The following is a 12,458-nucleotide window of genomic DNA, read 5'->3' as shown; positions in this document are numbered from 1 at the left end:
GAACAATGGGTGGATGAGCAGCTACCGCGACCCCACTCTGCACGGCGACGTCTACCCGTCGGAGGAGGAGATGGACCCGACCGGCGTGGGCCTGGAGGCGACGAGCACGCCGCCGGCGGCGTACCCGGATCGGACCGAGCCGGTGCCGACGCCCACGCCCGAGCCGGAGCCCACCCCGCCGACCCCCGGCCCGCCGCCGCGCGCGGCCGGGCCGGGTTCGGTCTCGATCGTCACCCACCACCTGGACGGGTCGACCCAGGTGGTCACCGACCTGGACGGCGACGGGATCGCCGACGTGGTGCAGTTCGACCTGGACGGTGACGGCGTCCCGGACATCACCTATCTGGACAGCGACCGGGACGGCCGGCTGGACACCGTGCTGCGCGAGCCGGGCGGCCTGCGGGCGCGCTGACCGGCCGGGCGCTCAGAGCTGCGGCATCACCTCGGCGGCGACCAGCTCCAGGTGGTCCAGGTCGGTGAGGTCCAGCAGCTGGAGGTAGATCCGCTCGCTGCCGGCCTCGGCGTACCGGCCGATCTTGTCGACCAGTTCGGCGGGGGTGCCGGCGAGGCCGTTCTCGCGCAGCTCGGCGGGTTCCCGGCCGATCGCCTCGGCCCGGCGCCCGATTTCGACCTCGTCGCGTCCGCAGCAGAGCACCAGGGCGTTGGACCAGCGCATGGTGGCCGGGTCACGACCGATCTCCGCGCACGCCCCGCGGACCCGGCCGATCTGCGCGACGGTGTCCTCGATCGAGGCGAAGGGCAGGTTGAACTCGTCGGCGTAGCGGGCGGCGAGGCGCGGGGTGCGCTTCGGCCCCATCCCGCCGAGCAAGATCGGCGGGCGCGGCTGCTGCACCGGCTTGGGCAGCGCCGGCGAGTCGGTGACCGGGTAGTACCTCCCGGGGTGGTCGAAGCTCTTGCCGACCGGGGTCTCCCAGAGCCCGGTGATGACCGCCAGCTGCTCCTCCAGCCGCGCGAACCGCTCCCCGAGCGGCGGGAACGGGATGCCGTACGCGCTGTGCTCCTCGGCGTACCAGCCGGTGCCGATGCCCAGCTCGACCCGGCCGCCGCTCATCTGGTCGACCTGCGCCACGGTGATGGCGAGCGGGCCGGGCAGGCGGAAGGTGGCCGCGGTCATCAGCGTGCCGAGCCGGATGCGGGAGGTGTCGCGGGCCAGGCCGGCCAGGGTGGTCCAGGCGTCGGTCGGTCCGGGCTCCCCGCTCACCGAGCCCATCTTCAGGTAGTGGTCGGAGCGGAAGAAGGCGCCGTACCCGGCGTCCTCCACGGCGCGGGCCACGGCGAGCAGCTGGTCGTAGCCGGCGCCCTGCTGGGGTTCGGTGAAGATCCGCAGTTCCATGTCCCGAGCATATGGAGGCGGCGGCGCCGTCGCCGCCGGTCCTGGACGAGCCTTCATTCCTTGCCAGGCATATGAGTGATACGGCATATTGTGGCGGTGTCCGTCGACGCCTTCGCCGTGCTGGCCGAGCCCACCCGACGCCGGATCCTCGACGCGCTGCGCCGCTCGGAGTGCAGCGTCGGCGAGCTGGTCGACGTGCTGGGCATGAGCCAGCCGGCCGTCTCCAAGCACCTCAAGGTGCTACGCGAGGCCGGCTTCGTCTCCTGCCGCACGGCGGCCCAGCACCGCATCTACCGCATCGACGTACGCCCGTTCCGCGCCGTGGACGGCTGGCTCGCGCCGTACCGCGAGATGTGGACCGCGCACCTGGACGCCCTGGAGCGCCACCTCGACAAGGAGTGACCATGGACCGCGACTCGTTCCACCCCGGCCCGCCGGCCGAGATCGAGGCCGAGCCCGCCGGCGACCGGTGGACGCTGCTGTTCGTCCGGGAGCTGCGGCACGCGCCGGAGAAGGTGTGGGCGGCGCTGACCGACCCGGCCCGGCTGGCCGAGTGGGCGCCGTTCCTGGCCGACCGCGACCTCGGTGCCCCGGGCGCCGCGACGCTCACTGTGGTCGACGGCGACACGGCCGTGCCGCAACCCGCGACGGTACGCCGGGCCGAGCCACCCCACCTGCTCGAATACACCTGGGGTGACGACCTGCTCCGCTGGGAGCTGACCCCGTCCGGCACCGGCACCCGGTTGCTGCTGCGACACACCCTCGCCGAGCGGGGGATGCTGCCGATGGTGGCCGCCGGCTGGCACCTCTGCCTCGACGTCGCCGACCACCTGCTGGCCGGCGACCCGGTGGGCCCGATCCGGGGCGCGGAGGCGAAGGACTTCGGCTGGGCCGAGCTGCGCGACACGTACGCCGAACGGCTCGGCGGGCAACCGGACCGCCCCTGACCGACTCCATCCCGACCGGCCGCCGTCCGCCTCAGGCCGGCGGCGCCGGGACCGACGCCGCCGGCTCCCCTCAGACGTACGGCCTGGTCGCGTACGCCGCCTTCAGCGCCGCGAGCCCGTCGGTGCGGGGCGCCAGGGTGCCCCAGCTGGAGTTGAAGTAGTTGGTCCGGACGATGCGCGGGCCCCGCTCGCTGTTGAGCCGGGCGACGGCCGCCGGCACGGTGGCGATCCAGGCCGCCTGGTCGGGGATCTCGGCGGCCCGTACCCCCCACTCGGCGATGATCACGGGACGGGAGAGCGCCACCGGCCCGAGGTCGGCGACCGCCCAGTCCTTCGCCCGGCGGAACCGGGCAAGCGCGGTGTGGCTCGGGTCGGTGGCGTAGGCGTTCCACTGGAGGAAGTCCAGCTTGGCCATCAGCGACTCCGGGTGGGTGCGCTGGAAGCAGGCCCGGTCGAAGCCGCCCGACCCGACGGAGAAGGTGGTGCCGGCCGGCAGCGCGCGGGCCCGGAACCAGTTCACGATGTAGGTCATCGCCTGCACCGCGCGGGCGTCCGACTCCGCCCAGCCGTACGACACTCCGGACTCGGTGGTGCCGAACTCGTGGTCGGTGTCCAGCTCGGAGGCGAGCTGGATGTTCACCCCGAAGCCCATCGTCCGGTACTGCGACAGCGCCCGGGCGAAGAGGCCGTCGCAGAGCCCGGCGAGCACCTGGCCGTACCCGTAGGCCTTCGGCCAGGTCGTCCCGGGACGCTGCTGGATGGTCATCGCCGGGGCCGGGACGGTGTAGCTGACGCCGTCCACGGCGAAGGTCTGCGCCGCCGTGGTGGCGACGCCGTAGTGCTTCAGCTCCAGCACCATGTTGATCGCGAACCCGCTGCGGCCGAGGCTGAGCAGCCAGGGCTTGTTGTAGCCCGGGAAAATGTAGCCGTCGGCGAAGCTGCGGTACTGGGTCAGCGAGCGGAAGTTGCCGCCGGCCATGTCGGCCGTCGGGTCGGCGTTGCCCGCCAGGTAGTAGCCGCCGAGGACGGGTGGGGCGAGGGCGTAGTCGGCGGTCGCGGTGGCGGTGCGCCCGCCGCTGTCGCGGACGGTCACGGTGATCCGGGGCATCACGCCACCGCCCGGTAGACGGCCACCGACCCGTTGTCCGACGCCCGGGTCCAGGTACGCCCGGAGTCGTCGGTGACGGTGAGGGTGAGCGGGTCGATCACGGCGGTGACCTTGACCGGGGCGCTGCTGTTGCCCTGCGCGTCGGTCACCACGACGGTGACGGTGAGGGGCCTGGTGTCCGGGTCGCCGTAGGTGACCGTGAGGGTCATCTGGTCGCCGGGGGAATAGGTCGCGGCGTTCAGGCTCGCGGTGACGGTGGGAGCGGCCATGTCCGCCCCCTCCTTCCTTGCTCGTACGCCCGGCTCTCGCCGGTGCGCCCGGTCGAGGCGCGGGACTGCCGCCGGTCAGGCGGAGCGGGACGCGACGGCGTCGACCGGAGGTGGTGACGTCCTTGTCCTGTGGGAGCTGACCCCGGCCCTGGCGCCCGGGACGGGGTCCACCGCGACGCGACCGTGGCCGTGGGCGCGGTCGGACCGGCGCGGCCGTGTCCGCCGGGACGGCCGGGCCGAGCCCGGCGATGGCGGCGTCCGACGGCGACCGTGCTGTCGCCGTCGGGGTGAGGGATGGGATGGGGCCCGCCATCCGCAGCCTCTCCACCTGCATAAACAATGCGTCGGAAGGGGGTACGGCGTCCTGTCGGCTATCCGTCGCCGGCGTTGGCCGGGTGGCCGATTGCGACCCCGGCAAGGGCGTGCGGGTGCCGGCTCAGTCGAGGTGGTCGGCGGGCGACGTCTGCAGCAGCCAGTCCAGCGGCATTCTCGCCCGCTCCTCGTACCCGCCCTGCCCGGTGAGCCGGTGCAGCGTGACGGTCTGTCCGCCGTCCCGGTCCACCACCCAGTACTGGGGGATGCCCGCCGTGGCGTACTCCCGGACCTTCGTCACGGAGTCCATGGCCTCCGAACCGGGCGAGACGATCTCGATCACCAGGGCGACGCCGGCCACCGCCGACCAGACTCCGCGAGGTGGGGGCTTGCGCCACACGGTCAGGTCGGGGATCCGACCGCTCCGCCGAGCGCTCGGTCCTGCCGAAAGCCGACAGCCGAAAGGGCTTCCTGTCAGACTGACACTAAGCATAGTGTGCATCCATGTCCGACGATCGTTGGGTTCCTCCCACCGTGCTGCTCGCGGTGGACCTGGTCATCCTCACCCTGCGCCAATCCCGCCTTCAGGTGCTGCTCGTGGAGCGTGGGATCGAGCCGCACCGGGGCGCGCTGGCCCTTCCCGGCGGCTTCCTCAACCACGCAGAGGAAGACCTGCTCGCGGCGGCTCATCGGGAGCTGTCCGAGGAGGCCGGTCTCGACGCCGACCACCTGCACCTCGAACAGCTGGGCGTGTACGGCACGCCGGGGCGCGACCCCCGGGGACGGGTTGTCTCGGTGGCCTACCTGGCGATCGCGCCCCGGCTGCCCGAGCCGGTCGCCGGCACGGACGCCTCCGACGCGTGCTGGACGCCCACCGACCGTGCGCTCTCGGCTGACGTCCGACTCGCCTTCGACCACCGACGGATCATCGCGGACGGCGTGGAGCGGGCCCGTACCAAGTTGGAGCACTCGGCGTTGGCGACCGCGTTCTGCGGCGCGACGTTCACGATCTCCGAGTTGCAGGAGGTCTACGAGGCGGTCTGGGGCGTCCACCTCGATCCCCGCAACTTCTACCGCAAGGTCCAGAGCGTCGACGGCTTCATCGTCCCCGCCGGCCCTAGGAGGAAGACGGACACCGGGCGTCCCGCACGACTGTTCCGCCCCGGCCCACGCACGGCACTTCACCCTCCGATGACCCGACCTACCGGTCCGACAGACAAGGAGACGGCAGAAGCATGAACAGCAGCCTCGTCGTGATCCTCACGGCCCTGAACCTGGAGTACGAGGCGGTCCGGGAGAAGTTGACCGACCTGCGGGTCCACCGGCATCCGGCCGGGACCCGGTTCGAGGTGGGCCGGCTCGGCAGGAGCGGATGTCGAGTGGCGCTGGGCCTGGTGGGCAAGGGCAACCACCCGGCGGCAGTGCTGGCCGAACGGGCGATCGCCGAGTTCACCCCCGCCGCGGTGCTCTTCGTAGGCGTGGCCGGCGGCCTGTGGCCCAACATCCGACTCGGCGACGTGGTGGTGGCAACCAAGATCTACGCCTATCACGGCGGCACGAGCGAGGACGACGGCCTGAAGGCCCGGCCGAAGGCGTGGGAGATCCCGCACGGCCCGAGCCAGATTGCCCATCACCTGGCGCGGCGCGCTGACTGGGCCGTTGGCCTTTCCGCCGGCACCCCGCCGGCCGTTCACTTCGGACCGATCGCGGCCGGCGAGATCGTGCAGGACTCCGCGGTGTCCGAGCAGGCCCGGTGGGTGCGCGAGCACTACAACGACGCGGTGGCGATCGAGATGGAGGCCGCCGGTGTCGCCCAGGCCGGCCACCTCAACCATGCCCTGCCCGTGGTCGTGGTACGCGGCATCAGCGACCGCGCCGACGGGAGCAAGACGATCACTGACGGCGAGAATTGGCAGGCACGGGGGGTGGCGCACGCCGCCGCGTTCGCGACGGCCCTGGCACAGGAGCTGATCGCCGAGGGCGCGGCTGACCGGCTGTCGACGACCGACAACGGCGGGAGTGAGCCGATGAGCATGACCAACCGGAACATCGCGAAGGGCAACGCCCGGGTCGGAGTTCAGGCCGGACAGATCTACGGCAACGTCACGGTCGGCTCCGACCGGGATCGTCCGGTCGACCTGACGGCCGGCATCGCCGAGCTACGGGACCGGGTGAGGAAGGCCCACCGGGACGGCCAGCTCGACGAGGAGACGTACGCGGCAGCGGAGTCGGAGCTGGACGTCGCGAGTGACTGCCTCAAGGAGGACACCGTCCGCAGCAGAGGCACCTTGATGGTGGCTCTCAAGAGACTGCGCGGCCTGGTGGCCGATGTGGCGGAGCTGGCCGCGAAGCTGGCCGCACTGATAGCCGTGGCAAAGGGGTTGTCATGACTGTCCCTGCCATGACCAACATCGCTCAGGACGGCGCGCAGGTCGGGGTGCAGGCCCAGGCGATCCACGGTGATGTCTACTACCAACTGCCCCCGAATGCCTCTCCGGAACACAAGTTCCGGGTAGGTGTCAGGTATCTCGATGCCCGGGTACGGGAAAGGGCGCGGCAGCTCATCGAGGAGGCCACCGCCGAGGGATACCTGACCGACGAGGTCCAGTTCCACCGCCTGCTCGCCCTGCTGAGCGGGCGCACCCTGCGCCAGTTGGGCGAGGACTTCGACCATCTGTCCGCCATCTGCGACAGCCTCCCGCACCTCGACGGGGGCGACGACTGGAGGGCTGGGCTACGGGCCGTCCTGCGGCTGCTCAATTCCCTGAACACCGCGGAGACCGAGCTGGTGATCAAAGAACTCGACGAGCTGAAGCGCACTCAGCGCGACAAAATCGTTGATCACCTTGGGGTGCTGCTCGAAGGTCCGATGGAGGACCAGCTGTGGCGCCGCTCGGTCGAGCGGGCCAACACCGGTCGTCTGGCGGGTGACAGGGCGGGACGGATTTGGAAGTTCTTCCACCCCTCACCGGTGCCGCCCCGGGTCCTGCCCGTCGAGCCGGCGTCGACTCCCCTGGGCGAGTGGGGGCGTGCCGTCGCGGGAACAGCCGCGTTCGTGTTCGCCGCTGGCAAGATCGCCGCGTTGCTGCTGCACCGCGGCGAGTTGTCCCCGATCCTCGGCTACCTCGCCTGTGTGGCCGGTCTTGCCGCATTCGCCGTCGGCGGTGTCGACCGGCACTTTCGGCAGGCACGCCGCAGAGCCAAGGAATCGACATTCACGCCACCCCGCCAGCGACGGGCTGAGGCGCCGGCGGGCGGTTTCGCCCGAAAGGTGGACCGGTACTTCGATGACTACTTCAGGCGGTACGTGCCCAGGGACACCGACCGCTCCCACTGGTTGACCCAGACCGCCGGCATCCGCAGGCACCTTCGCGACGAGGTCGTCGAGCTCTACCGCGAAGAGCGGGTCGGCGCCGAGCGGGTCGCCTGGCTGATCCGTCATCTCGTCAGTGACGTGCGACAGCGGTGGGAGCAGGACACCCTGATGGCGCACCGGGTGGAGCTCCGTGTCCCGGTCACCACGACAGCCCTGCACCTGGGCGGGCTGGCGGTCCTTGCCGCAGGAGCTTTCTGGATGGTGCCGGCCGCCGTGCTGACCGCCCCGTTGACCGGAACGGCATGGCTGCTGCTCGCCGCGGCTGCCGCGGTGATCGGGGCACGGGCCTGCTTCCGCATTGTGGCGGAGCGGCGGCGGATGGCGGCGGACGAGGTGGAACGGGCCCGCCAGTTGGCGGCACGGCGGGAGGCGTTCGACCGCTGGCGGCAGAAGCTGTCAGACAAGCCGTCGGACGCGGAGATGGCGTCCTGGCTGGAGTGTGACCGCAAGATCCTGGTAAATGCGGCCATGCGGCAGTACGGGCTCCGGCCGAGCCAGGTGATCGCGCAAGCCTTCATCGAGGCGCCCGCTTGGTCGTACCAACGGGCCCGGGTTCCCCATGGGCCGTGGCGCTACTCCCGGTACCGGCTCCTGCTCTTCCTCCTGACCGACGACGGCGTCCGCCAGGTGAACATCGACCTCGACTTCAAGGATGGCGGTTACCGGACGACGCAGCGGCTGAACTACCGCTTCGACGCGGTCGCCGCCGTTCGGATCGGCGGCCTGGAGACCCAGCAGCAGACGTTCGAGCTGACCCTGTTCAATGGCGAACCAATCTCGGTCCGAGTGACCGAATCCATCACCGAGGGCGTCCAGCCGGACGAGGACGCGTCGATGCTGGCCCAGCTCTCGCTAGACGCGTCCGGACTTGTTCACACCCTCAACGTTCTCGAGGGGATCGCCGCTGAGGGAAAGGAGTGGGTCAGGCGCCAGCACCGGCGGGCGGACGAGCGGCTCGCCGACCTCACGGCGACCGTCCGAAATCTGATCGACTGAGCCGGGACCACGAACGATCACGGGTTGCTGGTGTACTGCCGGGCACCCCCCGCACCTCGTGGTCCAGCCGTCGCCCCTGGGCAGCTGACGGTTGCCGGCGTCACCCCCGACGCCGCCGGATCAGGTGGGCGACCCCGCTCACCACCGTCGTCCCGAGCCCCGTGCCGACCAGCACCAGCGCCGCCCCCACCGCCCAGAGCCCGCTGTCGTCGGTCGAGGCGGCGTGCACCGTCCAGGCGGCGGTGAAGGCGACCGTCAGCACCGGGGCGACCAGCCACGGCCGGAGCCGCCAGCCGGCCACGGCGGCGACCAGGGCGAGGGTGAGCACGCAGCCGGCCACCTGCCACGGCTGGTAGGGCCCGCTGACGGCGCCCGTCTCGGGGTCGATGGTGTAGCCGGTGTCCCACCCCAACCAGGCCCACCAGGTGGCGACCGCCGCCACGGCGAGGACGAGAGCGGCGAGGAGGGCGCGCGTCATGCTGTTCACGCCCCGATCCTCGCGGTACGGACCGCGTCGCGGATGAGCATTCGTACTCACGATCGGGGTGTCGGTGCGGTCCCCCGGACCGCCCAGGCGCGGGCGGCGAGTCGGATGGCGCCTTCCGGTCCGGTCGGTACCCGGTCGCGCAGCAGCTCCCGCAGCTCGGCCCGGTCCGGCTCGGCGAGCGAGCTGACGTAGCCGGGGGCGGAACCCTGCCCACCGAGGAACGGCGTCCAGTAGTCGGCGAAAACGGCGAAGACGGTGGGCACCTCGACGGTCCGCACGGACACGTCGCGGAGCCCGGCCCATACCTCCTGCGCCATGCGGACACCATACGGGCGGTACGCCGTGCCGGCACGCTCCCGGCAGCGATCTGCGGACGTCCACCGTGGACCTTCCGCCCACAAGCGGAGGTATCCGGCGAACTTCCGCAGGGTGTTATCGAACTTTTGCATCCATGAACGAAAGGTATGGGCCTCTAGATAGAAGTTTGTTAATGTTGCCCATCACCGCAGCTCCGGACGCGTCATTCGTCGGCGTCGATGACTTGTCCGGGCTCGCCCGGCGGCTACCGCTCCCCCACCGCATCTCACGGCACGCCGCCGGACCACCCCGACCTCCCAGGAGGAGCAATGGGCACACGGCTGCTGCGCCGATTCCGCAGTCCTGTCCTGACCACCATCGCCGCACTCGTCATGGCCACCGGCGTCTGGGCCGTCCCCGCCCAGGCCGCCCCCGCCCAGGAACCGGGCGTCACGCTGCGCGTCTTCGACGTGCAGGTGCCGCTGAACGAGATCTGCACCCTCAAGCCGGGGCAGACGCCGAACGTGGACAAGCTGATGCCCACCATCAACTGGACGTCGACCACCGACTTCGGCTTCGACCAGTACTTCGTCTCCCAGGTGCTCGGCAACCTGAACATCACCACGGCCGGCAGCTACACGTTCCGGCTGACCAGCGACGACGGCTCCCGGCTGTCGATCGACGACAAGGTCGTCATCAACCACGACGGACTGCACGGACCGACCCCGGCCAAGGAGGGCAGCGTCACCCTCACCGCCGGACTGCACCCGCTGCGCATCGACCACTTCGAGCGCGAGGGTGGGCAGCAGATCACTCTGGAATGGAAGGCCCCGGGATCGTCGTCCTTCGTCGTGGTGCCCAACTCGGCGCTGAGCACCGACGCCGGTGTGGTGCGGGTGACCGCACCGGGCAAGAAGGAGTGCGAGGGCGTCACCGACTCCCCCGGCGACGGCCTGCCGCTGACCGGCGTGTATCCCGGCTACACCCTGACCAACCTGCGGCCCAGCGGCTTCCAGCCGAAGGTGACCGGGATGGACTGGCTGGCCGACGGCCGCCTGGTGATCACCACCTGGGGCGGCAGCGACCAGTCCGGCACCTCCCAGGACGGTGAGGTGTACATCCTGGGCAACACCGGCGGGTCGACCGGCCCCGGCAGCGTGACCACGAAGAAGATCGCCGGCGGTCTCAAGGAGCCGATGGGGCTGAAGGTCGTCGACGGCGTGGTCTACGTGTCGGAGAAGCAACGGCTGACGAAACTGGTCGACACCGGAGGCGACGAAATCGCCGACCGCCTCGACACGGTCGCCACCTGGCCGTACGGGGGCAACTTCCACGAGTTCGCTTTCGGCCTGCTCTACGACGCCGGCTACTTCTACCTGAACCTGTCGGTGTCGATCAACTACGGCGGCGCGACGACCAACCCGCAGCCGGCCCCCAACCGCGGCACCACGATCAAGGTGAACAAGGACACCGGCGCCGTCTCCTACGTCGCCGGTGGCCTGCGCACGCCGCACGGCATCGGCTGGGGCCCGGAGGACGGCATCTTCGTCACCGACAACCAGGGCGGCTGGCTGCCGTCGTCGAAGCTGCTGCACGTCAAGCAGGGCCGGTTCTTCAACCACTACATGAATCCGGCCGGCCCGTTCGACGCCAACCCGGTGACCCCGCCGGTGCTCTGGATGCCGCAGAACGAGATCGCCAACTCCCCGAGCACCCCGCTGTACCTGAAGTCCGGGCCGTTCGCCGGGCAGTTCGTCATCGGCGACGTCACCTACGGCGGGCTCCAGCGCGCGTACGTGGAGAAGGTCAACGGCGAGTACCAGGGCGCCCTGTTCCGGCTCACCCAGGGCCTGGAGGCGGGCGTCTCGGAGGTCAACCTCGGTCCGGACGGCGCGATCTACGTCGGTGGCCTCGGCGCCGGCGGCAACTGGGGTCAGAGCGGCAAGCTCGCGTACGGCCTGCAGAAGCTGACCCCGAACGGCACCACCGCGTTCGACATCCTGGCCATGCGGGCCACCACCGGCGGGTTCGAGCTGGAGTACACCCAGCCGCTCTCCGCCGACACGGCGGCGAACCTGGCCGGGCACTACAAGGTCAAGCAGTGGCGCTACCAGCCGACGGCCAGCTACGGCGGCCCGAAGATCGACGAGGAGACGTTGACCGTCACCTCGGCCACCCTGTCGACGGACCGCAAGAAGGTCAGCCTGGCCGTCGCCGGGCGCAAGGCCGGGCACGTGGTCCACGTCCGCTCGCCCCGCCCGTTCACCTCCGAGAGCGGCCAGTCACTGTGGAGCACCGAGGCCTGGTACACCCTCAACGCCATCCCCGGCACCACCCCGCCGCCGACCGGCGGGAGCAACCTGGCCCTGAACAAGCCGGCCACCGCCGACAGCTCCTGCACCACCACGGAGAGCCCCGACAAGGCGGTCAACGGCTCCGTCGCCGGCGGCAACACCGACAAGTGGTGCTCGAAGGGCACCACCAAGTACCTCCAGGTCGACCTCGGGGCCAGCACCAACGTGAACCGGTTAGTGGTCAAGCACGCCGGCGCCGGCGGCGAGAACACCGCCTGGAACACGAAGGACTTCACCATCGCCACCAGCACCGACGGATCGAACTGGACGACCCGGACCACGGTGACCGGCAACACCGCCAGCACCACCACGCACGACATCGCCGCGGTGGCCGCCCGCTACGTACGCCTGAACGTCACCGCGCCGACCAGCACCACCGACCCGGCGGCCCGCGTCTACGAGTTCGAGGTCTACGGCCCAAGCGGATCCGGCACCATCACCGGCATCGCCGGCAAGTGCCTCGACGTCAGCAACGCGGGCACCGCCGACGGCACGAAGATCCAGCTCTGGACCTGCAACGGCACCACCGCCCAGAAGTGGAGCCGGGCCGGCGACACCTACCGGGCGCTGGGCAAGTGCCTGGACGTCGACAACGGCGGCACCGCCAACGGCACCAAGGTGCAGCTCTGGACCTGCAACGGCACCGCCGCGCAGGTCTGGCAGCCGCAGAGCAACGGATCGCTGCTCAATCCGCAGTCCGGCAAGGTTCTGGAGACGGCTGGCGCCGGGACCGCCGACGGGACCCAGGCCCAGATCGGGACGTACGCCGGGGGCGCCCACCAGCACTGGGTGGTCACCGGCTGAGCGACGATGGCGGGCCACCGGTGAAGAGGTTTCTTCGCCGGTGGCCCGCCGGCTTCCATGCGCCGGGTCGCACTCGACGCCGCGTCGAGCAGCAGATGTCCAGTGCGTGGACGGCTCCGGTCCCGGTCACCCGGACGTCGGCGTCCGTCCTGGA

Annotated in this window: 13 protein-coding genes; 7 read left to right on the top strand and 6 right to left on the bottom strand. The window is 70.9% G+C overall.

Annotated elements, in window-relative coordinates; translation table 11 throughout:
• Window positions 1-13 precede the first annotated feature (13 nt).
• Window positions 14-412, top strand: a complete 399-nt coding sequence (locus ACTMS9_RS07445) for a hypothetical protein (protein ID WP_441164534.1) — start codon at window positions 14-16, stop codon at window positions 410-412.
• 12 nt (window positions 413-424) lie between these two features.
• On the opposite strand, the gene ACTMS9_RS07440 is transcribed toward ACTMS9_RS07445, so the two are convergent.
• Window positions 425-1,354 (bottom strand): LLM class F420-dependent oxidoreductase, encoded by a 930-nt coding sequence (locus ACTMS9_RS07440; RefSeq protein WP_441145664.1) that lies wholly within the window; start codon window positions 1,352-1,354, stop codon window positions 425-427.
• Between the two features lie 96 nt (window positions 1,355-1,450).
• On the opposite strand from ACTMS9_RS07440, the gene ACTMS9_RS07435 reads away from it, so the two are divergent.
• The gene (locus ACTMS9_RS07435; protein ID WP_377611705.1) at window positions 1,451-1,756 is read left to right on the top strand and encodes an ArsR/SmtB family transcription factor; all 306 of its coding nucleotides are present in this window, start codon (window positions 1,451-1,453) and stop codon (window positions 1,754-1,756) included.
• Between the two features lie 2 nt (window positions 1,757-1,758).
• Window positions 1,759-2,301: an SRPBCC family protein gene (locus ACTMS9_RS07430; RefSeq protein ID WP_441164533.1), complete on the top strand. Its 543-nt coding sequence runs from the start codon at window positions 1,759-1,761 to the stop codon at window positions 2,299-2,301.
• Between the two features lie 70 nt (window positions 2,302-2,371).
• Here the strand turns inward: ACTMS9_RS07430 and ACTMS9_RS07425 are convergent, their stop codons facing one another.
• The 3 genes from ACTMS9_RS07425 to ACTMS9_RS07415 all read right to left on the bottom strand — a co-directional run bounded on the left by ACTMS9_RS07425 (window position 2,372) and on the right by ACTMS9_RS07415 (window position 4,483).
• Window positions 2,372-3,409: a hypothetical protein gene (locus ACTMS9_RS07425; protein ID WP_441164532.1), complete on the bottom strand. Its 1,038-nt coding sequence runs from the start codon at window positions 3,407-3,409 to the stop codon at window positions 2,372-2,374.
• Complete coding sequence (locus ACTMS9_RS07420; protein ID WP_210776334.1) at window positions 3,409-3,678, bottom strand: hypothetical protein; 270 nt, start codon at window positions 3,676-3,678, stop codon at window positions 3,409-3,411. The genes ACTMS9_RS07425 and ACTMS9_RS07420 overlap by 1 nt, the downstream gene beginning before the upstream one ends.
• 436 nt (window positions 3,679-4,114) lie before the next feature.
• On the bottom strand, window positions 4,115-4,483 hold the full coding sequence (locus ACTMS9_RS07415; protein ID WP_441164531.1) for a Uma2 family endonuclease: 369 nt from the start codon (window positions 4,481-4,483) through the stop codon (window positions 4,115-4,117).
• Window positions 4,484-4,494: 11 nt separating this feature from the next.
• On the opposite strand from ACTMS9_RS07415, the gene ACTMS9_RS07410 reads away from it, so the two are divergent.
• From ACTMS9_RS07410 to ACTMS9_RS07400, 3 genes are read left to right on the top strand one after another with little or no spacing between them, the layout of a single operon-like run.
• Window positions 4,495-5,229, top strand: coding sequence for an NUDIX hydrolase (locus ACTMS9_RS07410; protein WP_441164530.1), 735 nt, complete (start codon window positions 4,495-4,497; stop codon window positions 5,227-5,229).
• Entirely contained in the window at window positions 5,226-6,380 is a 1,155-nt protein-coding gene (locus ACTMS9_RS07405) for a 5'-methylthioadenosine/S-adenosylhomocysteine nucleosidase family protein (RefSeq protein ID WP_441164528.1), read from the top strand. The genes ACTMS9_RS07410 and ACTMS9_RS07405 overlap by 4 nt, the downstream gene beginning before the upstream one ends.
• A gap of 11 nt (window positions 6,381-6,391) precedes the next feature.
• Complete coding sequence (locus ACTMS9_RS07400; RefSeq protein WP_441164527.1) at window positions 6,392-8,362, top strand: hypothetical protein; 1,971 nt, start codon at window positions 6,392-6,394, stop codon at window positions 8,360-8,362.
• Window positions 8,363-8,462: 100 nt separating this feature from the next.
• Here ACTMS9_RS07400 and ACTMS9_RS07395 read toward each other — a convergent pair whose 3' ends face one another.
• On the bottom strand, window positions 8,463-8,840 hold the full coding sequence (locus tag ACTMS9_RS07395; RefSeq protein WP_441164710.1) for a hypothetical protein: 378 nt from the start codon (window positions 8,838-8,840) through the stop codon (window positions 8,463-8,465).
• A gap of 56 nt (window positions 8,841-8,896) precedes the next feature.
• Window positions 8,897-9,166 (bottom strand): hypothetical protein, encoded by a 270-nt coding sequence (locus ACTMS9_RS07390; RefSeq protein WP_441145670.1) that lies wholly within the window; start codon window positions 9,164-9,166, stop codon window positions 8,897-8,899.
• A 309-nt stretch (window positions 9,167-9,475) separates the two neighbouring features.
• On the opposite strand from ACTMS9_RS07390, the gene ACTMS9_RS07385 reads away from it, so the two are divergent.
• On the top strand, window positions 9,476-12,304 hold the full coding sequence (locus tag ACTMS9_RS07385; RefSeq protein ID WP_441164526.1) for a ricin-type beta-trefoil lectin domain protein: 2,829 nt from the start codon (window positions 9,476-9,478) through the stop codon (window positions 12,302-12,304).
• Window positions 12,305-12,458 lie beyond the last annotated feature (154 nt).

Source organism: Micromonospora sp. L31 (assembly GCF_052068075.1).
Taxonomy (GTDB): Bacteria; Actinomycetota; Actinomycetes; order Mycobacteriales; family Micromonosporaceae; genus Micromonospora; species Micromonospora purpureochromogenes.
Note: the sequence above shows the minus strand (reverse complement) of the source record. Positions and strands in the feature narration are given on the sequence as shown.

Excerpts from the sequence above, each read along its gene's own strand:
- ACTMS9_RS07430 (WP_441164533.1), top strand. The coding sequence starts at position 1,759 with ATGGACCGCGACTCGTTCCACCCCGGCCCGCCGGCCGAGATCGAGGCC.
- ACTMS9_RS07420 (WP_210776334.1), bottom strand. The coding sequence starts at position 3,678 with ATGGCCGCTCCCACCGTCACCGCGAGCCTGAACGCCGCGACCTATTCC.
- ACTMS9_RS07445 (WP_441164534.1), top strand. The coding sequence starts at position 14 with ATGAGCAGCTACCGCGACCCCACTCTGCACGGCGACGTCTACCCGTCG.
- ACTMS9_RS07425 (WP_441164532.1), bottom strand. The coding sequence starts at position 3,409 with ATGCCCCGGATCACCGTGACCGTCCGCGACAGCGGCGGGCGCACCGCC.
- ACTMS9_RS07400 (WP_441164527.1), top strand. The coding sequence starts at position 6,392 with ATGACCAACATCGCTCAGGACGGCGCGCAGGTCGGGGTGCAGGCCCAG.
- ACTMS9_RS07390 (WP_441145670.1), bottom strand. The coding sequence starts at position 9,166 with ATGGCGCAGGAGGTATGGGCCGGGCTCCGCGACGTGTCCGTGCGGACC.
- ACTMS9_RS07385 (WP_441164526.1), top strand. The coding sequence starts at position 9,476 with ATGGGCACACGGCTGCTGCGCCGATTCCGCAGTCCTGTCCTGACCACC.
- ACTMS9_RS07395 (WP_441164710.1), bottom strand. The coding sequence starts at position 8,840 with ATGACGCGCGCCCTCCTCGCCGCTCTCGTCCTCGCCGTGGCGGCGGTC.
- ACTMS9_RS07410 (WP_441164530.1), top strand. The coding sequence starts at position 4,495 with ATGTCCGACGATCGTTGGGTTCCTCCCACCGTGCTGCTCGCGGTGGAC.
- ACTMS9_RS07405 (WP_441164528.1), top strand. The coding sequence starts at position 5,226 with ATGAACAGCAGCCTCGTCGTGATCCTCACGGCCCTGAACCTGGAGTAC.
- ACTMS9_RS07440 (WP_441145664.1), bottom strand. The coding sequence starts at position 1,354 with ATGGAACTGCGGATCTTCACCGAACCCCAGCAGGGCGCCGGCTACGAC.
- ACTMS9_RS07415 (WP_441164531.1), bottom strand. The coding sequence starts at position 4,483 with ATGCTTAGTGTCAGTCTGACAGGAAGCCCTTTCGGCTGTCGGCTTTCG.